A 21,932-nucleotide genomic window follows, 5' to 3' on the forward strand; every position below is an offset into this window, starting at 1 on the left:
TCCCCTGCTTGACCCCCTCTCCGCGAAACAGGAGCACTCCATGCCGAGAAAGGCCGTACGGCGGCTGGCAGCCGCCGTGACGATCCCGCTGCTGGCGGCGCCCTTGGCCGCCTGCGGAGCCGGTAGCACCGGCTCGTCCGCCGGCGGTGCGGGCAGCTACGTCTTCGTGCTGCCCCAGGACTTCCAGGGCGTCGACCGGGCCAAGTACTCCAGCGAGGCATCCAAGATCGTCGGCGATGTGATGCACAGTCGGCTGCTGGAGCTGGACACCTCCGGCCGCGCCGACGGCGCCTGCGCGCCCGGTGTCCCCCCGAAGATCGCCGCCTCGTCGCCGCTGGTGTCCTCCTGGACGGAGACCCCGGACGGCAAGGGCATCGACTTCACCCTCCGCGACAACGTCAAGTCGGCCGCCGGCAAGGTGCTGACCTCCGCCGACGTCCAGTGGTCCATCGACCGGATCAAGGCGATCGACGCCTCGGCCAAGACGCTGTGGTTCACCGTCGGCGGGTTCGACCCGGACAAGACCATCACCGTCAAGAGCCCGACGCAGTTCACCCTGCACCTCAAGAAGCGCAACGAGCTGGCCAAGTACACCCTCGCCGGGAACTCCGGCCTGATCCTGGACAGCGCGACGGCCAAGGCGAACGCCGGGGCCGGCGACCCGTGGGCCACCAAGTACCTGACCGACCACACCGCCGACTTCGGCCCGTGGACGCTCACCGAGTTCGGCTCCCAGCAGATCACCTTCGGGAAGAACCCGCACTACGCGGGGCAGCGCGGCGACGTCGACAAGGTCGTGCTGCGCACGGTGCCGGAGTCGTCCTCGCGGATCCAGCTGGTGCGCACCGGCCAGGCCGCCGAGACGACCGGCCTCGACTACACCCAGCTGGAGAGCCTGCGCGGCTCCGGTGACGTCAACCTGGTGAGCTGCGCCAACCCCGGCCGCGACTGGCTCGGCCTGAACGCCAAGGACCCGGTGCTCGGCAAGCCCGAGGTGCGGCGGGCGATCTCCCTCGCGCTGGACCGTTCCGCCATCCAGACCGCCGTCTACCGCGGCTTCGCCAAGCCGGCGCAGGGCGGCCTCTCCCAGGCGTACGGCGCCTTCGGCAAGGGCGACAACTACCGGCACGACGCCGCCGAGGCCAAGCGGCTGCTCGCCCAGGCGGGCGTGCCGGACGGGTTCTCCTTCCAGCTCAGCGTGTCCAACGCCCAGCCCGGCGCGTACGCCGAGAACCTCGCCGTCCTCATCCAGCAGCAGCTGAAGGCGATCGGCGTCGACATGCGGATCAAGAACGTGCCGTCCGCGGTGCAGTTCAAGGCCGACGGCCTGGCCAACAAGCTCCAGGCGTTCCTGATGGCCGAGACGCCCGCCGCCGGCAACCCCGGCTACTCGGCCTGGCTGACGCTGGGCTGCGACGGCCTGCAGAACTACACCGGATTCTGCGACCGCAAGCTCGAGGGGCTCGCCGCCGACCTCCAGGCGGAGGGCTTCGACACCCCCGCCACCAAGGCCAAGACCGCCGAACTGGCCGGGATCATCGCCGACCAGCAGGCGGCCGTGTACCTGGTGGACCGCTCGACCGTGGGCGTGCGCAACAAGTGCGTGACCGACGTCCCCAGCACCGGGTTCGGCAACGACTACACGCAGGCGAAGGCGGCCTGCTCCCGGTGCCCGCCGGCCGCCCGCCGCGCCGCCGAGGCGGCCCTCCACCCGAGAGGCGACGTATCCCCGTCAAGATGATCGCCGGGCGGCTGATCGCCATCCCGGTGTCGCTGTTCGCGGTCGCCTCGCTGGCCTTCTGGATGATCCGGCTGTCGGGGACCAACGCCGCCTCGTCGGTCGCCGGCGAGTACGCCACCCCGGAGGCCATCGCCCAGACCGAACGCCAGCTCGGCCTGGACCGCGGGCTGTGGGACCAGTACGCGTCCTTCCTCGGCGGCCTGCTGCGCGGCGACCTGGGCACCTCCTACTTCACCCGGCAGCCGGTCGCCGAGGAGCTGGCGGCCCGGCTGCCGCTGGACGCCACCCTGGGCGTGCTCGCCCTGGCCGTCGCGGTCGCGGCCGGGGTCGCGCTCGGCGCCGTCGGCGCCTGGTACCGCGCCGCCTGGCCGGACCGGGCGGGCCGGAGCGTGGTCGCGCTGCTCCAGTCGGTCCCCGAGTTCGTGTTCGCGCTGGTGCTGATCTACGTGCTGTTCTTCCACCTGCGGCTGCTGCCGGCCCCGGTCGGCCAGCTCGCCCTCGACCAGGCCGCGCCGCCGCGGATCACCGGGGTGGCCGTGCTGGACGCGGTGCCCGCCGGCGACTGGGCCGCCTTCCGCGCCGCCGCCGCGCAGCTGGTGCTGCCGGTGGTCAGCTTCGGGCTGGTGCTGTCGGCGGTGTTCGCCAAGGTCACCCGGTCGGCGTTCGGGTCCGTGCTGGCCTCGCCGCAGGTCGAGTACGCCCGCGCGCTCGGCCTGCCGCCCCGCCGGGTGTTCCTGTCCGCGCTGACGGTCTCCCGCACCGCGATCCTCACCACGGTCGCGATCGTGTCCGGGGCGCTGATCGGCGGCAACGCGATCATGCAGAAGATCTTCAGCCTGGACGGCGCCGCCGCGTTCGGCGTCGACTCCATCCTCAAGCTGGACCTGCCGGTGGTGCAGGGGCTGGTGCTGGTCTTCGGCGGGATCACCGTGGTGCTGTTCCTGCTGATCGACATCCTGATCCTGCTGCTGGACCCACGGGTCCGGGCGGCCTCCTCCTGAAGGGAGCCTCCTCCATGAAGCCGGCGACGACGGCCGGGGCGGGCGCCGCCGCTCCGGTCCGCACACGGAAACGGGAACGGCCCGCCGCACGGCGCGCCCTGCGCGGCGCCTGGATCGGGCTGGGCATGCTCGTGCTGCTGTTCGGCGGCGCGCTGGCCGCCCGGTTCGGCGCCGAGACCGACGCGATCGACGTGGACGCGGTCCTCAAGGCGCCCTCCGCCGAGCACTGGTTCGGCACCGACTCCTCGGGCCGGGACGTGTTCGTCCGCACCCTGGCGGCCGGGGCCGCCGACCTGCCCATCGCGCTGGGCGGCACGCTGGTCGCGCTGCTGGCCGGGACGCTGCTGGGACTGGTCGCCGGCACCCGCAACCGGTTCGCCGAACCGATCATGCGGCTGGTGGACGGCTTCCAGGCGTTCCCGCTGCTCATCCTGATCCTGGTGATCGTCCAGATCAGCGGGGGCGGGACGGCGGTCCTGGTGCTCACCATCGCGATCCTCAACATGCCCCGGTTCATCCGGCTGACCCGGGCGGAGGCGCTGCACATCCGCGAGTCCCGGTACGTGTTCTTCGCCGAGGTGATCGGCGCCCGCCGCGGGCACGTGCTGCGCCGCCACATCCTGCCCAACGTCAGCGGCGCGGTGCTGAGCCAGGCCAGCGTCGGCGGCGCGCTCGCCCTGGGCGCGATCGGCGCGATGTCGTTCCTCGGCCTCGGCATCGCCCCGCCGACCCCCAGCTGGGGCGCGATGGTGCAGTCCGGCGCCACCGGGATCACCGGCGGCCAGTGGTGGCCCGTGCTGTTCCCCAGCCTCGCGCTGGTCTGGGCGATCGTCGCGTTCAACCTGATCGCCGACAGCCTCGACGCGTACTTCGCCAAGGAGATCCAGTGAAGGTGACGAGCACTCCCGGCCCGCGCGCGGCGGACGGCGCCGCGGCGGACGGCGGGTCCGCGGCGCTGCTGGCCGCCCGCGGCCTGACCGTGGACTTCGCCCGGCACGGCCGCACCACGCGGGTCGTGGACGGGGTGTCGTTCGACGTCGGCGCCGGCGAGTTCGTCGGCATCATCGGCGAGACCGGGTCGGGCAAGTCGGTGTCGCTGCGCGCCGCGCTGCGGATGCTGCCCCGCAACGGCACGCTCGCCGCGGGCACCTCCGAGTTCGGCGGCGCCGACCTGCAGGCCCTGCCCGCCAGGGAGCTGCGCCGCCTCAAGGGCGCGCGGATCGGGTTCATCCCGCAGCAGCCGTGGAGCGCGCTGAACCCGGTCGTCCGACTGGACCGGCAGTTCCGGCAGGTCGGCAGGGCGCACGGCAGGAGCCGGGCGTGGACCGACCGGGCGGCGCTGGAGATGCTGGAGCGCGTCGAGATCGCCGATCCGCGGCGCGTCCTGGCCGGGCACTCCGGGCAGCTCAGCGGCGGCATGGCCCAGCGCGTGGTGATCGCGATGTCGCTGCTGCTGGCCCCCGAGCTGGTGGTCGCGGACGAGCCCACCACCGCGCTGGACGTCACCGTGCAGCGCGAGATCCTCGACCTGCTCAGCCGGATCTGCCACGAGGACGGCAAGAGCGTCCTCGTCGTCACCCATGACCTGGGCGTCGTCTCCCACTACTGCGACCGCGTGTACGTCATGCGCGCGGGCCGGGTGCTGGAGGACGGCCCCGTCGGCGAGGTCTTCGCCGCCCCGCGGCACGAGTACACGCGGTCCCTCGTCGAGGCCGCCGGAGCCGGCGACCTGGAGGACACGGACGGCAGCGAAGGAGAGGCGTCGTGAGCAGGCTCGTCCTGGAAGAGGTGCACAAGACCTACGGGCGCGGGCGGAACGCGGTCGAGGCCGTCCGCGGGGTGTCGCTGACCGTCGAGCCCGGCACGACGCTCGGGCTGATCGGCGAGAGCGGCTCGGGCAAGTCCACGCTGGGCCGGATCTGCCTGGGCGCCGAGCCGATCGACCGGGGGCGGCTGCTGGCGGGCGGCGAGGACTTCGCCCGCTTCGGCCGCGAGCGGCTGGCCGAGTTCCGCCGCAAGACCTCGATCGTCCTGCAGGAGCCCGAGCTGGCGCTCAACCCCCGGCGGACGCTCGGCCAGTCGGTCACCGAGCCGCTGGAGGTCCACTTCCCCCGGCTGGCGCCCGCCGAGCGGCGCGAGCGCGCCGAGCACGCCATGGAGCTGGCGCATCTCGACCCGGGGCTGTGGGACCGCTACCCGCGCGAGCTCAGCGGGGGCCAGCAGCAGCGCGCCGGGATCGCGCGGGCGGTGGTGACCGAGCCGGAGTTCGTGGTGCTGGACGAGCCCACCGCCTCCCTCGACCTGTCGGTCCGCGGCCGGATCCTGGACACCATGCGCGAGCTGCAGGACCGCCTCGGACTGTCCTACCTGCTCATCACCCACGACATGGCCACGGTGTCCGCGCTGGCCGAACGGGTCGTCGTCCTCTACAAGGGCGTCGCGGTCGAGACCGGCGAGTGGCGGCGGGTCCGCCGCGACCCGGAGCACGAGTACACCCGCACGCTGCTGTCGGCCGTCCTGACCGTCCGGCGGCACGGGCGCGGCTGAGCCGGTCCCGAGGCGCGGGTCGCGTGGCAGACTGATCGTGAAGTCGGTCCGGCAGCCGTGGCGTGAGGGCGCGGGAGGGCTCCATGGGCGGGGACGATCCGCACATCCATGTCGAGGTCAAGGTGGTCCGTCGCCATGCCGCCGTCCGCGACCTGATGGCCTCCGCGTTCGGTCTGGCCGGTGACCTGCCGAGCGTGGTCACCACCGGATGCGGGCTGCGGGTGCCGTACGCGATGACCTCTCCGCGTCCGGGCAACGTCACCTGCCTCGCCTGCCGCGAGCACGCGCGGGCCGAGCACCTGCGCTTCGCGGATCAGGTCGAGCGCCTGGGCGGCATGCCCGGATCGCCCATCGGCGCCGACCGGGCGAGGCAGGCCGCGGACAGGCATCGCGATCTGGCCAGGAGATTTTCCGACGCGGACGGCTGACGGAATGGCAAAAAGCCGCCCTCAACGCGTTCAGGACAACCTCTCTGTAACGGGAGAATAGCCTTATCCTGTGGTGCGGGAGCATGGCGTGACCAGAGGGGAACAGTCGTGAGCGAAACCGACGGTGGTGCACCGGGCGGCACCCCGGCCAGCGGGGGAGCGGGCGCGGAGGGGGTGGACCTGCACACCGACAGGGCCCACGGCGCGCGCATCTACGACTACATCCTCGGCGGCAAGGACCATTACGCGGCGGACCGCGCCGCGGGGGACGCCACCCTCCAGGTGTGGCCGTCGCTGCGGATCCACATGCAGGCCAACCGCTCCTTCATGCACCGCGTGGCCCGTTATCTGGCGGCGGACAAGGGCATCCGGCAGTTCCTCGACATCGGCACCGGAATTCCCACCTCGCCCAACTTCCACGAGGTGGCCCAGGCGATCGCGCCCGAATCCCGGGTGGTCTACGTCGACAACGACCCCATCGTGCTCGCCCACGCCCGGGCGCTGCTCACCAGCACCCCCGAGGGGCGGACCGCCTACATCCAGGCGGACATGCGCGAGCCCGAGACGATCATCACCGCGCCCGAGCTGCTCGAGACGCTGGATCTGAGCCGGCCCGTCGGGCTGTCGCTGATCGCCATGGTGCACTTCATCGAGGACGACGACGAGGCCTACCGGGTGGTGAGGCGGATCGTGGACGTGCTGCCCTCGGGCAGCTACTTCGCCGCCGCCATCGCCACCGACGACTTCGCGCCCGAGGTGCTGGCCCGGGTTCAGGAGGTGTACCACTCGCACGGCGAGACCCTCCGATGGCGCACCCTGGCCCAGGCGGAGCGTTTCTTCGAAGGGCTGGAGCTGGAGGAGCCGGGCGTGGTGCAGATCCACAAATGGCGTCCCGATCACGTCGACGTGGGCCGTGTCGACGACGCCGACATCGCCATGTACGGCGGCATCGCCTACAAGCCCTGACGGCTTTTACCAGCTCCTAACAGCATTTCAAGCCGTATCTGTTAACTTTGTGACCATGGTGTCCCCGCCTCCTTCGTCACGAGCCCCCCGGCGGGGACGGCCCAGGCAGCTCCGCCTGGCCGAACAGGTCGCCGGCAAGCTGCGGGCGCGCATTCTCGCGGCCGACCTGGAGGCGGGCTCCCTCCTGCCCAAGCAGGACGAGCTCGTCGCCGAGTTCGGGGTGAGCTACCCGTCGGTGCGCGAGGCGCTGCGGATCCTGGAGAACGAGGGGCTGATCACGGTCCGCCGGGGCAGCGTCGGGGGAGCCGAGATCCACGCGCCGGGCGCCTCCAGCGCCGGTTACGCCCTCGGGCTGGCCCTGCAGGCGGCGCGGGTGAAGGTGTCCGATCTCGGAGACGCGATCACCATGCTCGAACCGCTGAGCACGGCGTGCTGCGCCATGCGCCCGGACCGCGGCGAGGTCGTCGTCCCCGTCCTGCGCGAGCTGCTCGCCGAGGCCGAGCGGCAGGTGGACGACGCCGCGGAGTTCACCCGGGCGTCCCGCCGGTTCCACCAGGTACTGAGCTCGTTCAACGACAACCAGACGCTGCAGCTGGTCCTGCGGGGCCTGGGATCGCTCTGGGCGGCCCAGGAGGAGACCTGGGAGCTCACGCTCACCGACGCGCTGAACGAGGCCGGTGACTATCTGAGCCTCGACGAGCGGCGCGAGGTGCTGTCGGCGCACGGACGCATCACCGGTGCGATCGAACGCGGCGACCCGGACGAGGCGGAGCGGTTGTCGCGCGAGCACCTGCGTTCGTGGCACTGGGAGATGCAGCCCGGCGTGCAGGGCCAGGTGGTCGACGCCGCGTCCTCCAAGCTGAGGGCGCGCTACCGCGCGCAGGAGTAGCCGGTCGCCGGCCGGATCGGCGCGCCCGATCTCATGGGCGGCGCTGGAAGAGGCCCAGCGGCGCGGACGCCGGGTCCTGGACGGCGGCGCACGGCCCGTACCGCGTGTCGGTGCACGGCATGATCACGGACCCGCCGAGCGCCTTGGCCGCGGCGACGGTCGCCTCGCAGTCGGCGACGACGAAGTAGGGGAGCCAGAAGGCCGGCAGGTCGTCGTCCAGCAGCTCCTCGTCGGCGAGCACCATGAACGCGACCGGCCCGTCGGCGATCCGCCACTCGTAGACGGAGTCGACGAGGAGGCCCTGGGCGACGGTGGGCTCCTTCCAGCCCAGGACGCGGCGGTAGAAGTCCCGGGCCGCGGCGGTGTCCCGGCTCACCAGGCCCATCCAGTTGACCGTGTTCGGCTCGCCGACCACGCCGCAGCCCGCGAGCGCGCGGGGCTGCCACAGTCCGAAGCCCGCGCCCTGGTCGTCGGCGGCGAGCACCACGCGGCACAGATGCGCCACGTCGGTGGCCTCCATGTAGACCCGGCCGCCCGCCCGGCGGACCGCATCGGCGGCCTTCGACGCGTCCCGGACGGTGAAGTAGCACGTCCAGGTGGCGCTGACGGTGTCGTCGGCCAGGGAGGTCAGCCCGGCGACCTCCGGGCCGGTCACGTCTCCGAGCGTGAAGATGGTGAAGTCGCCCACGAACGGGTCGGAGACGCTGTAGGAGGACCAGCCGAACAGGCCGCCGTAGAACGCCGTCGCGGCCTCGACGTCCGGGCTGGAGATCTCGATCCAGTTCGGCTCGCCCGGCTCGTACGCCGTCTTCTCCGGCATGCCGGCCCCCTCTCCGCGCCTCCCTTCGACGCTACGGTCCGCTGGGGTAAAAGTGCCCACCGTGACGGAAAGCTATTTCCCAATAAATCACCACAATTTTGGCCATTCTCCCTTCGGGTCCCCCGGGGAGGGCGCCGGACGACGCCGCGGAGCCGATCGATACCATCCCCCCATGAAAGGCGCCCGCCCGTGAGCCTGGACACGACGTCGCCCACCCTGTCCCACCGGTGCGCGCCCTGGACGCGGGCACAGGGGATCGACCCGATCGGCACCGCGCCGACCTGCGACACGCTCGTGCTCGTCGAGGTGCCGCCGCCCTGGCCGCGGGACGTCACCGAGCTGCCGGTCTTCGCCGGCCTCCGGCGGCGCGGCCTGCGCCGCACCCGGCTGCTGGCCGTCCGGCCCGCTGACGGCGGCCCCGGCGAAGGGTCCGGCACGCGGGTGACCGTCTGGCGCCGCGACGCCGGCACCGGCCGCTTCGCCGGCACCGACCACCTCGTGCCCGCCGGGCACCTCGCCGACCTGGTCGAAGCCCCGGAGGCGGACGCGGGCCGCCGGGAGGCGCCCGCCGAGGTGCTGCTGTGCGGGCACGGCGCCCGCGACGGCTGCTGCGGCCGGCTGGGCACCCGCCTGGTGCTGGACGTGGCCGCTGCCTGGCCGGACGTCCGCGTCCGCCGATGCAGCCACACCAGCGGCCACCGCTTCGCCCCGACCGGCTTCACCCTGCCGGACGGGCGGGCCTGGGGCTTCCTGGACACCGGGACCCTCGACACGATCGTGCGCCGCTCGGGACCGCCGCCGCTGCGCGGCCACTACCGCGGCGATCTCGCCCTGGACGCGTGGGCGCAGGTGGCCGAGCGGGAGCTGTTCGAGCGGTTCGGCTGGGACTGGTCGGCCCACCGGCTGACCTCCTCGCGCACCGAGATCGCCCCCGGCGGGCGGTCGGCGGCCGTGGAGCTGGCCTGGCACGGCCCGCACGGCCCCGGAGCGGCGACCGCGACGGTCGACCTGCTCCGCGACGTCCCCGTCCTGGTCTGCGGCCGGCCCCCCGAGGCGGCCGAGAAGACGGCACCGGAACTGGCCCTGCGGAGCATCGCGATCAGATGAGGCGGCCGACGCCGCACTGGAAGTAGTCGCCGCCTTGCCCGATGGTCTCGGTGCCGGCGTCCGGCCGCCACTGGTCGAGCCGGACCAGCCCGGGGTCGAGCAGCGCGCACCCGTCGAAGAAGCGGAGCAGCTGCTCGCGCGTGCGGTGCGTCATGTCGGTGTTGGCGCTGTTGTAGACGGCCACGGAGTTAGCGGTCAGATCGTCGTCGCCGGTGATGTGCGAGACCACCACATGGCTGCCCGGGGCGAGGGCGTCGAGCAGCGTCGCCACCGACGCGAAGGCGCCCTCCTCGTCGGTCAGGCAGTGCAGCACCGACAGCAGCATCAGCCCGATCGGCTTCTCGAAGTCGAGGAACCCGCGGATCGCGGGGTCGCCGAGGATCGCCTCCGGCTTCCGCAGGTCGTGCTCGAGGACGAGCGTGCCGTTGGCGCCGCTGATGAGGGCCTGGCCGTGCGTCACGACCACCGGATCGTTGTCGAGGTAGACCACCCGGGAGCCGGGGGCCACCTCGCGGGCCACCTCGTGCACGTTGTTCCGGGTGGGCAGTCCCGTGCCGATGTCGAGGAACTGGCTGATCCCGGCCGCGGCGAGGCAGCGCGTCGCCCGCCGCAGGAACGCGCGGTTGGCGTACGCCAGGACGGGGGTGAAGGGAGCGACCCGCAGGATCTGCGCGGCGGCCTCGCGGTCGACCTCGTAGTTGTCCTTGCCGCCGAGGTAGAAGTCGTACATGCGCGCGACGTTGGGCGTCACGAGGTCGATGTCGCGCGGTACCCAGCCCTCGATCTCTCTCACGGAGCGCCCAGCCTTCCTTGCGTTCACTGCGGGCGCTCCACGGTACAGGCGGGACGCTCGCGGCGGAGTCCGAAGCCGTTCCTACCTGGACCCGCCGGACCGGAACCGGCCGTCTCGCGGTGACGGCCGGGATAACGGCGCGCGGTCACGATGCGCCGCATGGAGACGCGCAATCTGATCAACGGGGTGTGGCGGTCGCCGGAGAGCGGCCGGACGATCGCGGTGGACGACCCGGCGACCGGCGAGATCCTCGCCGAGGTGCCCGAGGCGACCGCGGCCGACGTCCGCGACGCGATCGTCGCCGCCGCGGCGGCGCTGCCGGGCTGGCGGGCGCGCACCGCCGACGACCGGGGCGCGGTGCTGCGCCGGTTCGCCGGCCTGGTGTCCGAGCGGTCCGCGGAGCTCGCCGAGCTGATCGCCAGGGAGGGCGGCAAGCCGATCGGCGAGGCCCGCGGCGAGGTGGCCTACGGGCGGTCGTTCCTGGCCTGGGCCGCCGAGGAGGCCACCCGGGTGTACGGCGAGACCGTGCCGTCCTGGCACGAGGGCAAGCGCGTGCTGGTGTTGCGGCAGCCGGTCGGGGTGACCGCCTCGATCACCCCGTGGAACTTCCCGCTGGCGATGATCACCCGGAAGCTGGGGCCGGCGCTGGCGGCGGGCTGCACGCAGGTGGTGAAGCCGGCGCCGCAGACCCCGCTCACCGCGCTGGAGCTGGGACGGCTGGCGGTCGAGGCGGGGGTGCCCGCCGGGGTCGTCAACGTCGTCACCGCGCCGGGGCCTGACTTCGCGGCGGCGGTGTTCGCGGACGCGCGGGTCCGGAAGGTGTCGTTCACCGGGTCCACGGAGGTGGGGCGGCAGCTGATCGAGCGGTCGGCGGGCAACGTCACGCGGCTCTCGCTGGAGCTGGGCGGGCACGCCCCCGTGATCGTCTTCGATGACGCCGACCTGGACGCGGCGGTGGCGGGGGTGCTGCGGGCCAAGTTCCGCAACAACGGCCAGTCCTGCATCGCCGCCAACCGGATCTACGTGCAGCGGGGCATCCGCGAGGAGTTCACGGCGGCGTTCGACGCGGCGGTCGGGGCGTTGCGGGTCGGCGGCACGCTGAGCGAGGCGGTCGACGTCGGGCCGCTGATCGACGGGGCGGCCCTCCGCAAGGTGCGGGCGCACGTGGACGACGCGGTGGCGCGCGGCGCGAGGCTGCTGCGCGGCGGTTCGCCGTGCGGCCCCGGCGGCCGGTTCTTCGAGCCGACCGTGCTGGACGGCGTCACCGACGACATGCTGATCTTCAACGAGGAGACGTTCGGCCCCGTCGCGGCGCTGGCCGCGTTCGACACCGAGGAGGAGGCGCTGCGCCGGGCGAACGCGTCCCCGTTCGGGCTCGCGGCGTACGTGTTCAGCCGCGACCTCGGCCGGGTGGTGCGGGCCGCCGAGGCGCTGGAGTACGGGGTGGTCGGCGTCAACGACGGCGCGCCCTCCACCGGGCAGGCGCCGTTCGGCGGGATGAAGCTGTCCGGCTACGGGCGCGAGGGCGGCAGGTACGTGATGCACGAGTACCTGGAGACCAAGTACGTCTCGCTCGCGCTGTAGCCGGTCGCGGCCCGGCGGCCGGGCGCGTGGCCCGGCCGCCGCGTCAGCGTCCCGCGCCGGAGACGGCGTCGCCCGCCGCGGTGCCGCCGCCCCGCCCGAAGACGGTGCCGGCCGGTGCGGCGTCGGGGAAGCCGACGCTCCACCGGTCGGCCGTCACGGGCCCCGCCATGAGCAGCCGCCCGTTGTAGGACTCGTCGGTGATCACCTCGTGCTCGGCGCAGATCTCGACGCCGATGCCCAGCGACGGTTCCTGCAGGTAGACCGACACCGAGCCGGACGCGGTGTGCCGGACCAGGTCGCCCACCTTCACGTGGTGCGCGCGGGCGTGGTTGCGGAACCGGACCACGGTGTCGATGCCGTCGGCGAGCAGGCAGATGTGGTCGAGCCGCCCAGGCTCGCCCTTGGCCAGGCCGATGCTGTGGTGGTAGCCGTCGCCGCAGCGCAGGAACACCACCAGGTCCTCGATCTGGTCAGAGCGCCGGAAGCCCATGGTGCGCTTCCAGAAGTCGCGGCCGGCGACGACGTCGTCGGTGGCCACGACCGTGTGCAGGACGCGCTCCAGCCCCCGGTCGGGCGCGGGGGAGGCGGCCAGCACGACCTGCTCCTCGTACAGCTCGACCTCGATGTCCTGCGGCGTGCGGAACCGGACGGCGCCCGCGACCCGGTCGTCGCGGAGGGTGCCGCCCTCGGCCCAGGCGACGCCCTCGTCCTCCAGGCGCATGGTGACCTCGCTGAGCGCGTCCGGACCGGTCACGCGGAAGCCGAGCCGGATCAGCTCCGGCTCCGGGCGGCGCTCCAGCCGGAGCCAGGCGTGCTGCTCGCCACCGGTGAGGAAGACGGTGCCGTCGCGGCGTTCGGACACCTCCAGCTGGCAGACCGTGCGGAAGAAGTCGACCGAGGCGTCGAGGTCGGGCACGCCGCACACCGCGTAGCCGAACTCCTGGACGAGCGCCATGATGAACCTCCGATGTGTTCGAGGGGACGCGGCTCAGGCTGGATTGGCCGGATTGGCCGGATCGCGGTTCAGGCGGGGTTGCGGCCGACGAAGAACGCCTCGTCGGGCTCGGTCGCGGTGAGGACGCCCGCCTCGCGCGCGGCGGCGCGGTAGCCGGCCATCTGCGGGGCCACCAGCCGCTGCGTGGGCATCCGCAGCGGGCCGCCGTTGAAACCGGTCAGCCACGCCTGGTACTTCCACGCCATCCGGTGCACGCTGTTCGTCCCGGCCACGCCGATCCGGTCGTTGGCGCGGCGCCCCGGGTCGACCCGCCAGTAGAGCTCCATCGCCTCGGCGTGACGGCCCTGGTGGCACAGGTCGAGCATGGCCGGGACGGCGCCGCCCAGGCACTCGGTGTTCGACGTCGCGATCAGCTGCAGCGGCAGCACGGTGGCCAGCGGGATGGCCTGCTGCTCCAGCGGCATGGTGACCACGACCCGGTCGGAGAGCCGGTTCCAGGTCTCGGTGAACCCGGCGATCGCCGGCATCCCGCCCTCCGCCTTGATCGCGACGACGTTCGGGATGGTCTCGACCATCTCCTCCAGCATCTCGACGGGGATGGACGCCGGGTGCAGCCGCTCGAACCCCCACAGCGGCACCGGGAAGAGCATCACGCCCATGCCGGTCTCCGCGCAGAACGCCTCGGTGTAGTCGTACACCTGCCGCAACGACGTCGGGTAGAACGAGGGCGGGTAGGACAGCAGCACCATCTCGGCCCCGGCCTCCTCGGCGCGCTTGGCGACCGCGATGTTCTCCTCCAGCGTGTTGAACGCGGCGTGGAAGAACAGCACCAGGCGGCCCGCGGCCTCGTCGGCGGCCCACTCGACCATCTGGACGTACTCGTCGGCGCTGAGGGCGGTCTCGCTCACCATCAGCGCGCCCTTGAAGCCCAGCTCGATGTCGCGGCGCACGTCGTGCCGGATCCCGGCCTCGTTGAGCCCCCGGAGATCGGCGGTGTAGGACGGGATGATGACGTTGCAGACGCCCTTCATCTCGGCGCGCGCCCATTCGCGCGCCTCCGCCCTGCCGTAGCGGGTCATCGTCGTTCGTCCCCCTCTAGGCGTCCGCGGGGGCGATGACGCCCTCGGACGCGAGCTTGGCGCGGACGGTGTCGCGCAGCCGGAATTTCTGGACCTTGCCCGACTGCGTCCTGGGCAGCCCGGGCACGAGTTCGAGCCGTTCGGGGATCTTCTGCTTGGCCACGCCCCTCTCGATCAGGTAGCCCGCCAGGTCGGCGAGCGTGAGCGGCGGGCCCGCGTCCGGCCGCGGGACGACGAAGGCGCAGCCGCGCTCGACCATGACCGGGTCGGGCATCGCGACCACGGCGATCTCGGCGATCCGCGGATGGTCGAACAGCAGTGCCTCGACCTCGGTGACGCTGATGTTCTCGCCGCCGCGCAGGATGATGTCCTTCTTGCGGCCGCGGATGGTGAGGTAGCCGTCGGCGTCCCGGACGGCCAGGTCCCCGGTGCGGAACCAGCCGTCCGGGGTGAAGGCGTCCGCGTCGTCCTCGGCGCGCCGGTAGCCGAGGAACAGCTCCGGCCCGGTGACCAGCAGCTCCCCGACCTCCCCGGCCGCCACCGGGCGGCCGCCGTCGTCCACCACGCGGAACTCGGCGGCGCCGATCGCGCGCCCGTCGGTGACCGCGCCCTTCTCGGGCGGGTCGTCCGGGCCGGTGGTGCTGAGGGTGGGGAACTCGGTCGACCCGTACAGCCGGGACGCGACGCAGCCGAGCCGCTCCCGGGCGTCCCTGATCAGGCCCGGCGGCACGTCGGCCCCGCCGCAGGCGAACACGCGCATGGACGAGACGTCGAGGCCGCCGGGGTCCGGCCGGTAGGTGAGGTCGTGCAGGAACGGCGTCGCGGCCACGGTGAACGTGCAGCGGTGCCGGTCGATCAGGCGGCGCCCCTCCTGGACCTCCCAGACGTCCTGGAGGACGACCGCGGTGCCGAGCATCGCCGGCAGTTGCAGCCCGTAGAGCAGGCCGGTGATGTGCGACACCGGCGACGGCATGAAGACGACGTCGGACGGCGTGAGGCCGTAGACGTCGATGATGCTCCGGTTCTCGTAGTCGAGGGTGTTGTGCGTGTGGACGGCGCCCTTGGGCCGCGCGGTGGTCCCCGAGGTGAACAGCAGCAGCATCGGGTCGTCCGCCGTCCGGTCCACCGGCGCCGGGGCGCGGTCGCCCGCGCAGAGGTCATCGAAGGAGCTCCCGCCGCCCCGGCACGGCACGACGTGCTCCAGCAGCGGCAGCTCGCCGCGGATCTCGGCGAGCATGTCGACGTGGGAGAACCCGCGGAAGGTCTCCGGCATGACGAACACCCTGCTGCGCGCCTCGGCCAGGATGTAGGCCAGCTCGCGCCGCCGGTAGATCGGGACGATCGGGTTGCTGACCGCGCCGATCCGCAGCACCGCGTGGTGCAGGACGCAGGCCTCGTGCCAGTTCGGCAGCTGCCACGAGACGGCCTCGCCGCGCACCACCCCGAGATCCTGGAGCGAGGCGGCGGTGGCCCGGACGCGCCGCTCCAGCTCGGCGTAGGTCAGCGTGACGTCGCCGTCGATCACGGCGGGCGCGTCCGGCCGGCGCTCGGCCGCCTCCGCCACGTACCCGTCGATCATGCGGTCGCGCCAGCGGCCCGCGGCGACCTCGCGCTCGCGGCGACCGGGCGGCACCGCGGCCGGCGCCGTCCGCCCGCTCATGCCCCGCCTCCCGGCTTCTGCCGCCAGTACTTGGCGAGGGAGCCGGCGTCCACCCGCAGATCGGCGCCGGTCACCATGCGGGCGGCGGGGGAGGCGAGGAACACCGCCGCGTCGCCGTAGTCGGCCGGCGTGGGCAGCGCGCCGAGCGGGACCTGCGCCGCCGCGACGTCCAGGGCGGCGACATGGGCGCCGGCGACCCCGGTGACGCCCCACCGCCGGCCGCGCTCGATCCCCTGGCGGGGATCGGTGGCGGTCGGGGTGAGGCTGTTGACCCGGATGCCGTACGGCGCCAGGTCCATCGCGGCGGCCCGGGTCATGTTGACCACGCCGCCCTTGGCGGTGGTGTAGCCGATGTTGCCGGGCTCGCCCTGGTGGCCGGCCGTGGACACCAGGTTGATGACCGCGCCCGGCCGCCCGGCCTCGATGAGCGCCTCGGTCACGTGCTTGGTGAACAGGAAGGTGCCGTCCAGCAGCACGCCCAGCTGGGCCCGCCACTCGGCGAGCGACATCTCCCTGATCCCCTTCTCCAGGTAGACGACGGGCCCGTTGACCAGCACGTCGACCAGGCCGAGCCCGGACCGGACGCGGGCCACCGCCGCCGCCACCGCGTCCTCGGAGGTGACGTCGCAGGTCACCGCCAGGGTCTCGGCGCCGGTGACGGCGCGGACCTCGGCCGCGGCGTGCTCGGCGAGCTCCGCGTCCCGGTCCACGCACGCCACCCGGGCGCCGGCCGCGGCGAGCCGCAGCGCGATGCCCGTGCCGATGTTCGGGCTGGTCCCGACCACGGCCGCGACCGATCCCGCGAGCGAGAAGGGCGAACTGTCAGTCACTTGCGGCTCCCTGCCGTCCGGTCCGGTACTCGGCTTCACCCCCGCCTCACGCTCACCGCGCGGCGAACTCGGCGATCATTCCGGGGACCGTGGGCGGCGCGGCCAGATGCTCGGAGAACCAGCCGCCGGCCGCCTTGGCGGCCAGGTCCAGCGCGGTGAGGTCGCTGTAGAGCGTCATGTGGCTGGTCGAGGGCAGCACCACCAGGCGCTTGGCGTTCGAGGGGATCGAGTCGAACACCCTGGTCTCGACGTCCCACAGCGTGATGTCGTCCTCGTTGGCGACGATCATCATGGTGGGCTTGTGGACGATGCGCTCGGCGTACGGCGCGGCGTTGTACTGCATCAGCAGCTCGACCGAGGCGATCGTGCTGCGGTGCTCGTGCCGCGGCGCCTGGGTGCGCTTGAGCTCCTCGAAGACGGCCTTCACCTCGTCCAGCGGCCAGGTGGCCAGGTCGGCGTCCGGGCCGGCGGGAGTGCCCGACATCGTGATGTAGCCGTACTCGCCGGTCTCGAAGCGCTTGCGCCGGTCCTCCAGGATCGCGTCCTGGAGCTTGCGGAACCGGTCGGTGCCGTGCACCCGCCACATGTTGCGGTGGCCGTCGATCACCGGCACGTTGCTGACGATCACCTTCACCCGCGGGTCCACCGCGCCCAGCACCAGGACGTGGCCGCCGCTGTAGGAGATGCCCCAGACGCCGACCCGGCCGGCGTCGATGTCGGAGCGGGTCTCCAGGTAGGTGATCGCGTTGCGGTAGTCCTCGATCTGCGCCCACGGGTCCAGGTGCTGCCGCGGCGCGCCGTCGCTGGCGCCGATCGTCCGGTAGTCGAAGATCAGCGCGGCGAACCCGCGCCGGACGAACTCCTCGGCGTACTGCGGCTGGCGCAGCTCCTTGACGTAGCACCAGCCGCCCGCCATGACGACGACCGGATGCGGCCCGTCGCCCTCGGGGAGCAGCAGGTCGCCCCGGACGGTGACGCCCTCGCTCTGGAACTCGACTTCCTGGGACCTCATCTGCGTCGACTCCTGTCTGCGGTGGTTGATCGTTGACATGGCGTGACGGCCCGGAACGGCCGGGCCGCCGGGCTCAGAACCGCTTGGGGGCGGCGATCTCGCCGATCTCGGTGCCGATGCCGAGGCGGCGGGCCTCGCCGACGACGTGGGCGGCGCCGAGCAGGTCCTGCGCGGCGCTGCCGACGGACTTGAAGAGGGTGATGTCGCGGTCGCTGCGGCGGCCGCGCACCTCTCCGGTGATGATCTGGTCGAGCGCGACCGGGGCCAGCCGGCCGGGCGCGGCGTCCAGCACCGCGATGATGTCGCCGGACTCGTGGCTCATCTGCTCGAGGGTGGTGTCGAGGACGACGGTGTCGGCGCCGGTGAAGGCGGCCACGTCCAGTTCGCGGAGCGCGGCCGTGGTGGAGCCGATCGAGACGACGTGCTGCCCCGGCTCCAGCCAGGCGCCCTCGTAGGCGGTGACCGGGTCGGGCCCGGTGTTGGTGGCCACCACGACGATGTCGGTCCCGGCCACCGCGTCCCGCGGATCGCCGGTGGCGGTCACCGGGATCCCGAGGGACTCGGACATCCGCGCGGCGAACGCCTCGCGCCGTCCGGCGGACCGGCTGTAGACCTTGGCCCGTTCGATCGGGCGGACGGCGCACACCGCGCGCAGGTTGGTCTCCGCCTCCAGCCCCGACCCGATCACCCCGGCCGCGGCGGCGTCCTCGCGGGCCAGGCAGCGGGTCGCGACGCCGCTGGTGGCGCCGGTCCGGGCGGCGGTCAGGTAGGCGGCGTCGACGAGCGCCTCCACCTCGCCGGTCTCCAGCCGGCACACCGCGACCACGTACCGGACGCCGTCCGGCATGGAGCCGTGGAAGAACTTGAGGCCGAGCAGGCCGGATTCGGGCAGCAACGCCGGCATGACGCGCAGGAAGAACCGGCCGTGGCCGAGGTTCACGCGCTCGGGGAGCCGCGGGCCGGGCCCCTTGGCCTCCTTGCGAAGCGCGGCTTCGAGGAAGGGGACCATGGCACCGATGTCGCAGGCGGCGCGCACCTCACTGTCGCTCAGCAGCAGCGTCAAAATCGACCTCCGGTAGGGGCGGTGCCGGTCCCGTGCCGGCGTCGGGCGCCACGGGTCGGACAGGCGGGTTTCGTCGAGCACGGCCAGGCTCACCGCCGACCGTTATCGCGCGCGTTATCGGCCTCCCGAGCGCCGGGACGCTCGATCCGGGGAGTTTCCTCGCAGGTCGCCGAGGTGTTGCCGGTTCGTTGACACCCGTCGGGGTTTCGGGCATGTTGCAGGTAACTCACTCCTGCGGACCGACCGAATCCCGGCATGGGATCCGGGGGCTCCGTCCTGGCGAGGAGGTGCTGGATTGTTGGATCCCCGGACGACGGACACCTCGGCGCCTGCACTGCGGCACAAGTTCGCCGCACCCGGCGTACCTCGCGGCTCGATCGAACGGCCGCGGCTCGATCACCTGCTCGACACCCTGTTCGACTCCTACGCCATCGTCGAGATCGTGGCGGCCCCCGGCGCGGGCAAGACGGTGGAGGCGCAGCTGTTCGCCCGCCGCACCGGGCGCCGGCTCGCCTGGCTCACCATGGACCGCTCCGACCGCTCGGCGTCCGGGCTGGTGTTCGACCTGGCCACGGCGCTCGGGCCGGTGGCCGGCGACGCGGTGGACGCGATGCGCGGCACCCTGCAGAGCAACGGCACGGCGGAGGAGGCCGCCGCGATCCTGGCGTCCGCGTCCGGCGGCGAGGACGTCCTGGTCGTCATCGACGAGTGCCAGCAGATCTCGGCGTCGCCCGACGCCGCGTCGGCCCTGGACACCTTCCTGGAGTACCTGCCCGACCGGATGCGGATGCTGCTGCTGTCGCGGGAGGAGCTGCCCTGGCCGCTGCAGCGCCGCTACGTGCACGGCCAGATCGCCCAGCTCGGCGACGCCACCCTCAACCTGACCCTGGAGGAGACCGCCGAGTACGTCCGGCGGGCCGACGCGGGCCCGGACGCGGGCCTGGAGACGGGCATGGACACGGGCCCGGGTCCGGACACCTGCGAGCGGATCTTCTCCGCGACCGGCGGATGGGCCGCGGGCGTCGCGTTCGCCTCCCGGTTCGGCCTCGGCGAGCAGCCCAACCTGCGCGACCTGTCGGCCTACTTCGGCCGCCAGGTGCTCGGCCCGCTGCCCGAGGACGAGCGGCGCTTCCTGCTGGACACCTCGGTCACCGGCACGGTGACGCCGGAGGTCGCGGCGGCGCTGTGCGGCCCGGACGGGCAGCGGCTGTGGCTGGCGGTGTCGGCGCGGCACCTGCCCGCGACCAGCGCCACCTCCTCGGCCATCGTGGTCCACTCGCTGTTCCGCTCGTTCCTGCGGCAGCGGCTGATCGAGACGGAGCCGGAGCGGCACGTGCGGCTGCGCGCAGCCTACGCCGGCCATCTGGCGGCGGTCCGGCAGTTCGAGGACGCCACCGAGGTGTGGCTGTCGCTCGGCGACCTCGACCAGGCGGTGGAGACGGCCGTCCAGGCGTTCCCGGCCCTGTTCGGCCGGGCCGACTGGCCGGTCGTCAAGCGCTGGCTGGAGGCGTTCGGCGAGACCCGCGTGCACGCCGACCCGCGGCTGATCGGCGCGTGCGTCCGCGCCGCGCACGGCATGCGCGAGTTCGACCGGGCCCGCGCGCTGATCCGCGGGCTGGACCGCAAGGGCCGGCTGCGCGCCGCGATCGAGCTCGACCCCAGCCTGCTCGCGATCGCGGCGTGGGTGCTGCAGGCGCACCCGCAGGAGGCCCTCGGCCTGCTCGACAAGTACGAGGGCGACTCGGGCGCGGACGTGGTCCGCTACATGATCGAGGTGGCGGTCGCGACCCGGTACGTCCCGCCGCCGGACGCCCGCGACCTGCCCGACGTGGACCGCCAGATGAGCTGGGGGCTGTTCCTGCAGGGCCGGCTGGGCGAGCTGGCCCGGATGGGCAACCTGGACGACGAGTCCGTGGTGCTCAACCCGAACCTGGTGCTGGCGGCGGCGTTCCGGGAGGAGACCGACGTGGCGGGCGACCTGTGGCGGCGGGTGCCGCAGGAGATCAGGGAGCGCGCGCACTCGCGGTTCATCGAGGCGATCCTGAACCTGGCCAACGGCGACCACGAGAGCGCCCGCGAGCATCTGCGGCTGGCGATGGCCGACAGCCAGCGGTCCGGGTTCTCGCTGCTGCCGGTCTACGAGATCTTCATGGGCTACCTGCAGTTCACCGACGTCGGCGCGGAGGCGGGCATCGCCCAGCTCGAACCGGTGCTGGACGAGATGTCGCGCACCGGGCAGACCGCCTACGTCGAGATCGCGCAGTGCTTCCTCGGGCTGGCCTATCTGCGCGCCGGGCGGACCGAGGAGGCCCGGCTGATCCTGCGCGAGACCGTCACCTCGATGACCCGCTGCCAGCGCCGGCTGATGCTGGCGATGGCGGCGGCGGGCCTGTCGGAGGCCGAGGCGCGGCTCGGCAACGCCGAGGCGGCCACCGGCGCCGCCGAGCAGGCCTACCACGTGTCCATGCTGACCGGGTCGTTCTCGCTGCTCATCCAGTCGATCAAGCTGTTCCCCGACATCCTGCGGCGGGAGCTGGAGCGCGCGCCGGACGACTCGCGGTGGCGGCGCCTGGTGGTGGCCCCGTCCGCCCGGCCGGGCCCGTCCGGGGCGGCGCGGCAGGGCGTGGCCGAGGTGACGATGGTGCTGCAGCCGTTCGGCCGCTACCGGGACCTGCTGATCGACGGCCGGCCCGCCGGCATCGGCCGGACCAAGATCCTGGAGCTGGTCGCCTGCCTGGCCCTGCACCCGCGCGGGATCGACCGGTTCGAGCTGCAGCGGCGGCTGCTGCCCGACGCCGACCAGCGCAGCGGCGGCAACCACTTCCGGCAGATCGTGCACAAGCTGCGGCGCAGCAGCGGGGTGAACCTGGAGCGCCGCGGGAACCTGGTCATGCTGCCGGAGACGACGGCGTTCGTCGCCAACGACATCGAGTCCGAGCGGATGCTGGCCACGGCCGGGGCGTCGTCCGGGCCGGAGCGGCGGGCCCGGCTGGAGGCGGGCCTGGAGCTGGCCCCCGGCCGCTACCTGGACGGCAGTTCGCTGCCCTGGGCCGAGGAGCGGCGCAACTACCTCGATCTCGTGCACGAGGAGGCGCGGCTGGAGCTGGCGACGATCTACCTGGAGCTCGGCCGGGCCGAGGCGGCGCGGGGCGCCTGCGAGGCGGTGCTGGAGACCAACCGGTACTCCGACCCGGCCTACCGGGTGCTGGTGGCGATCGAGCGCAAGGTCGGCAGCGAGAGCTCGGTGCTCGCCGTCTACCGGCGGGCCACCGAGGCGCTGGCCGAGCTCGGCCTGCGGCCCGGTGACGCGCGCAGGCTGCTGAACCGCGACCCGGTGGAGGCAGGCCCGGCGCGCACCGGCCGGGCCGGGCAGGGACAGCCGCGCCGGGGCGCCCGGACGGCCATGCGTCCGACGGCCGGCAGCGCCGCCGCGATCGGGTGAGGAACCGCCCGCCGA

The 21,932-nt window shown here is 73.2% G+C and carries 19 protein-coding genes; 11 read left to right on the forward strand and 8 right to left on the reverse strand.

Features of this window, described 5'->3' with window-relative positions; genetic code table 11:
* The first annotated feature begins 40 nt into the window (after positions 1-40).
* The 8 genes from ACFPZN_RS47090 (at position 41) to ACFPZN_RS47125 (ending at position 7,572) form a co-directional block, all read left to right on the forward strand.
* Entirely contained in the window at positions 41-1,741 is a 1,701-nt protein-coding gene (locus ACFPZN_RS47090; protein ID WP_378290033.1) for an ABC transporter substrate-binding protein, read from the forward strand.
* Positions 1,738-2,742 carry an ABC transporter permease gene (locus ACFPZN_RS47095; RefSeq protein ID WP_378290035.1) on the forward strand — a complete coding sequence of 335 codons (1,005 nt, stop codon included), beginning with the start codon at positions 1,738-1,740 and terminating at the stop codon, positions 2,740-2,742. Before ACFPZN_RS47090 ends, ACFPZN_RS47095 begins: the two co-directional genes overlap by 4 nt.
* A 14-nt stretch (positions 2,743-2,756) precedes the next feature.
* Positions 2,757-3,632, forward strand: a complete 876-nt coding sequence (locus tag ACFPZN_RS47100; protein WP_378290037.1) for an ABC transporter permease — start codon at positions 2,757-2,759, stop codon at positions 3,630-3,632.
* Positions 3,629-4,510, forward strand: a complete 882-nt coding sequence (locus tag ACFPZN_RS47105) for an ABC transporter ATP-binding protein (RefSeq protein WP_378290039.1) — start codon at positions 3,629-3,631, stop codon at positions 4,508-4,510. Before ACFPZN_RS47100 ends, ACFPZN_RS47105 begins: the two co-directional genes overlap by 4 nt.
* Entirely contained in the window at positions 4,507-5,289 is a 783-nt protein-coding gene (locus ACFPZN_RS47110) for an ABC transporter ATP-binding protein (protein ID WP_378290041.1), read from the forward strand. The genes ACFPZN_RS47105 and ACFPZN_RS47110 overlap by 4 nt, the downstream gene beginning before the upstream one ends.
* An 83-nt stretch (positions 5,290-5,372) precedes the next feature.
* A complete protein-coding gene (locus ACFPZN_RS47115; protein ID WP_378290043.1) occupies positions 5,373-5,717 on the forward strand; it encodes a hypothetical protein in 345 nt (114 codons plus the stop codon).
* Positions 5,718-5,825: 108 nt separating this feature from the next.
* The gene (locus tag ACFPZN_RS47120; protein WP_378290045.1) at positions 5,826-6,683 is read left to right on the forward strand and encodes an SAM-dependent methyltransferase; all 858 of its coding nucleotides are present in this window, start codon (positions 5,826-5,828) and stop codon (positions 6,681-6,683) included.
* Between the two features lie 55 nt (positions 6,684-6,738).
* Positions 6,739-7,572: a FadR/GntR family transcriptional regulator gene (locus ACFPZN_RS47125; RefSeq protein WP_378290047.1), complete on the forward strand. Its 834-nt coding sequence runs from the start codon at positions 6,739-6,741 to the stop codon at positions 7,570-7,572.
* A 31-nt stretch (positions 7,573-7,603) separates the two neighbouring features.
* On the opposite strand, the gene ACFPZN_RS47130 is transcribed toward ACFPZN_RS47125, so the two are convergent.
* The gene (locus tag ACFPZN_RS47130) at positions 7,604-8,392 is read right to left on the reverse strand and encodes a VOC family protein (RefSeq protein ID WP_378290049.1); all 789 of its coding nucleotides are present in this window, start codon (positions 8,390-8,392) and stop codon (positions 7,604-7,606) included.
* Between the two features lie 189 nt (positions 8,393-8,581).
* On the opposite strand from ACFPZN_RS47130, the gene ACFPZN_RS47135 reads away from it, so the two are divergent.
* Positions 8,582-9,499, forward strand: coding sequence for a sucrase ferredoxin (locus ACFPZN_RS47135; RefSeq protein WP_378290051.1), 918 nt, complete (start codon positions 8,582-8,584; stop codon positions 9,497-9,499).
* On the opposite strand, the gene ACFPZN_RS47140 is transcribed toward ACFPZN_RS47135, so the two are convergent.
* Positions 9,492-10,292: an SAM-dependent methyltransferase gene (locus ACFPZN_RS47140; RefSeq protein WP_378290053.1), complete on the reverse strand. Its 801-nt coding sequence runs from the start codon at positions 10,290-10,292 to the stop codon at positions 9,492-9,494. The two genes, ACFPZN_RS47135 and ACFPZN_RS47140, sit on opposite strands and share 8 nt — an antisense overlap.
* A 159-nt stretch (positions 10,293-10,451) precedes the next feature.
* On the opposite strand from ACFPZN_RS47140, the gene ACFPZN_RS47145 reads away from it, so the two are divergent.
* Entirely contained in the window at positions 10,452-11,876 is a 1,425-nt protein-coding gene (locus ACFPZN_RS47145; RefSeq protein WP_378290055.1) for an NAD-dependent succinate-semialdehyde dehydrogenase, read from the forward strand.
* A gap of 43 nt (positions 11,877-11,919) precedes the next feature.
* On the opposite strand, the gene ACFPZN_RS47150 is transcribed toward ACFPZN_RS47145, so the two are convergent.
* From ACFPZN_RS47150 to ACFPZN_RS47175, 6 genes are all read right to left on the reverse strand, one after another.
* Complete coding sequence (locus ACFPZN_RS47150; RefSeq protein WP_378290057.1) at positions 11,920-12,831, reverse strand: VOC family protein; 912 nt, start codon at positions 12,829-12,831, stop codon at positions 11,920-11,922.
* Between the two features lie 68 nt (positions 12,832-12,899).
* Positions 12,900-13,910: a dihydrodipicolinate synthase family protein gene (locus tag ACFPZN_RS47155; RefSeq protein WP_378290059.1), complete on the reverse strand. Its 1,011-nt coding sequence runs from the start codon at positions 13,908-13,910 to the stop codon at positions 12,900-12,902.
* 16 nt (positions 13,911-13,926) lie between these two features.
* Positions 13,927-15,570 carry an AMP-binding protein gene (locus ACFPZN_RS47160; RefSeq protein ID WP_378290061.1) on the reverse strand — a complete coding sequence of 548 codons (1,644 nt, stop codon included), beginning with the start codon at positions 15,568-15,570 and terminating at the stop codon, positions 13,927-13,929.
* Positions 15,567-16,400, reverse strand: a complete 834-nt coding sequence (locus ACFPZN_RS47165; RefSeq protein ID WP_378290064.1) for an SDR family NAD(P)-dependent oxidoreductase — start codon at positions 16,398-16,400, stop codon at positions 15,567-15,569. Before ACFPZN_RS47165 ends, ACFPZN_RS47160 begins: the two co-directional genes overlap by 4 nt.
* Positions 16,401-16,452: 52 nt before the next feature.
* Positions 16,453-17,412, reverse strand: a complete 960-nt coding sequence (locus ACFPZN_RS47170; RefSeq protein ID WP_378290066.1) for an alpha/beta hydrolase — start codon at positions 17,410-17,412, stop codon at positions 16,453-16,455.
* A 73-nt stretch (positions 17,413-17,485) separates the two neighbouring features.
* Positions 17,486-18,568, reverse strand: a complete 1,083-nt coding sequence (locus ACFPZN_RS47175; RefSeq protein ID WP_378290068.1) for an ornithine cyclodeaminase family protein — start codon at positions 18,566-18,568, stop codon at positions 17,486-17,488.
* A gap of 205 nt (positions 18,569-18,773) precedes the next feature.
* Between ACFPZN_RS47175 and ACFPZN_RS47180 the strand changes: the two genes are divergently transcribed.
* Positions 18,774-21,917: a winged helix-turn-helix domain-containing protein gene (locus ACFPZN_RS47180; RefSeq protein WP_378290070.1), complete on the forward strand. Its 3,144-nt coding sequence runs from the start codon at positions 18,774-18,776 to the stop codon at positions 21,915-21,917.
* Positions 21,918-21,932 lie beyond the last annotated feature (15 nt).

This window comes from Actinomadura rugatobispora (assembly GCF_042656285.1).
In the GTDB taxonomy this organism is placed as follows: Bacteria; Actinomycetota; Actinomycetes; order Streptosporangiales; family Streptosporangiaceae; genus Spirillospora; species Spirillospora rugatobispora.

Bases quoted from the DNA above. Each gene is read 5' to 3' on its own strand.
- ACFPZN_RS47090 (WP_378290033.1), top strand. From the start codon at position 41: ATGCCGAGAAAGGCCGTACGGCGGCTGGCAGCCGCCGTGACGATCCCG.
- ACFPZN_RS47095 (WP_378290035.1), top strand. From the start codon at position 1,738: ATGATCGCCGGGCGGCTGATCGCCATCCCGGTGTCGCTGTTCGCGGTC.
- ACFPZN_RS47100 (WP_378290037.1), top strand. From the start codon at position 2,757: ATGAAGCCGGCGACGACGGCCGGGGCGGGCGCCGCCGCTCCGGTCCGC.
- ACFPZN_RS47115 (WP_378290043.1), top strand. From the start codon at position 5,373: ATGGGCGGGGACGATCCGCACATCCATGTCGAGGTCAAGGTGGTCCGT.
- ACFPZN_RS47125 (WP_378290047.1), top strand. From the start codon at position 6,739: ATGGTGTCCCCGCCTCCTTCGTCACGAGCCCCCCGGCGGGGACGGCCC.
- ACFPZN_RS47130 (WP_378290049.1), bottom strand. From the start codon at position 8,392: ATGCCGGAGAAGACGGCGTACGAGCCGGGCGAGCCGAACTGGATCGAG.
- ACFPZN_RS47145 (WP_378290055.1), top strand. From the start codon at position 10,452: ATGGAGACGCGCAATCTGATCAACGGGGTGTGGCGGTCGCCGGAGAGC.
- ACFPZN_RS47150 (WP_378290057.1), bottom strand. From the start codon at position 12,831: ATGGCGCTCGTCCAGGAGTTCGGCTACGCGGTGTGCGGCGTGCCCGAC.
- ACFPZN_RS47155 (WP_378290059.1), bottom strand. From the start codon at position 13,910: ATGACCCGCTACGGCAGGGCGGAGGCGCGCGAATGGGCGCGCGCCGAG.
- ACFPZN_RS47160 (WP_378290061.1), bottom strand. From the start codon at position 15,570: ATGAGCGGGCGGACGGCGCCGGCCGCGGTGCCGCCCGGTCGCCGCGAG.
- ACFPZN_RS47170 (WP_378290066.1), bottom strand. From the start codon at position 17,412: ATGAGGTCCCAGGAAGTCGAGTTCCAGAGCGAGGGCGTCACCGTCCGG.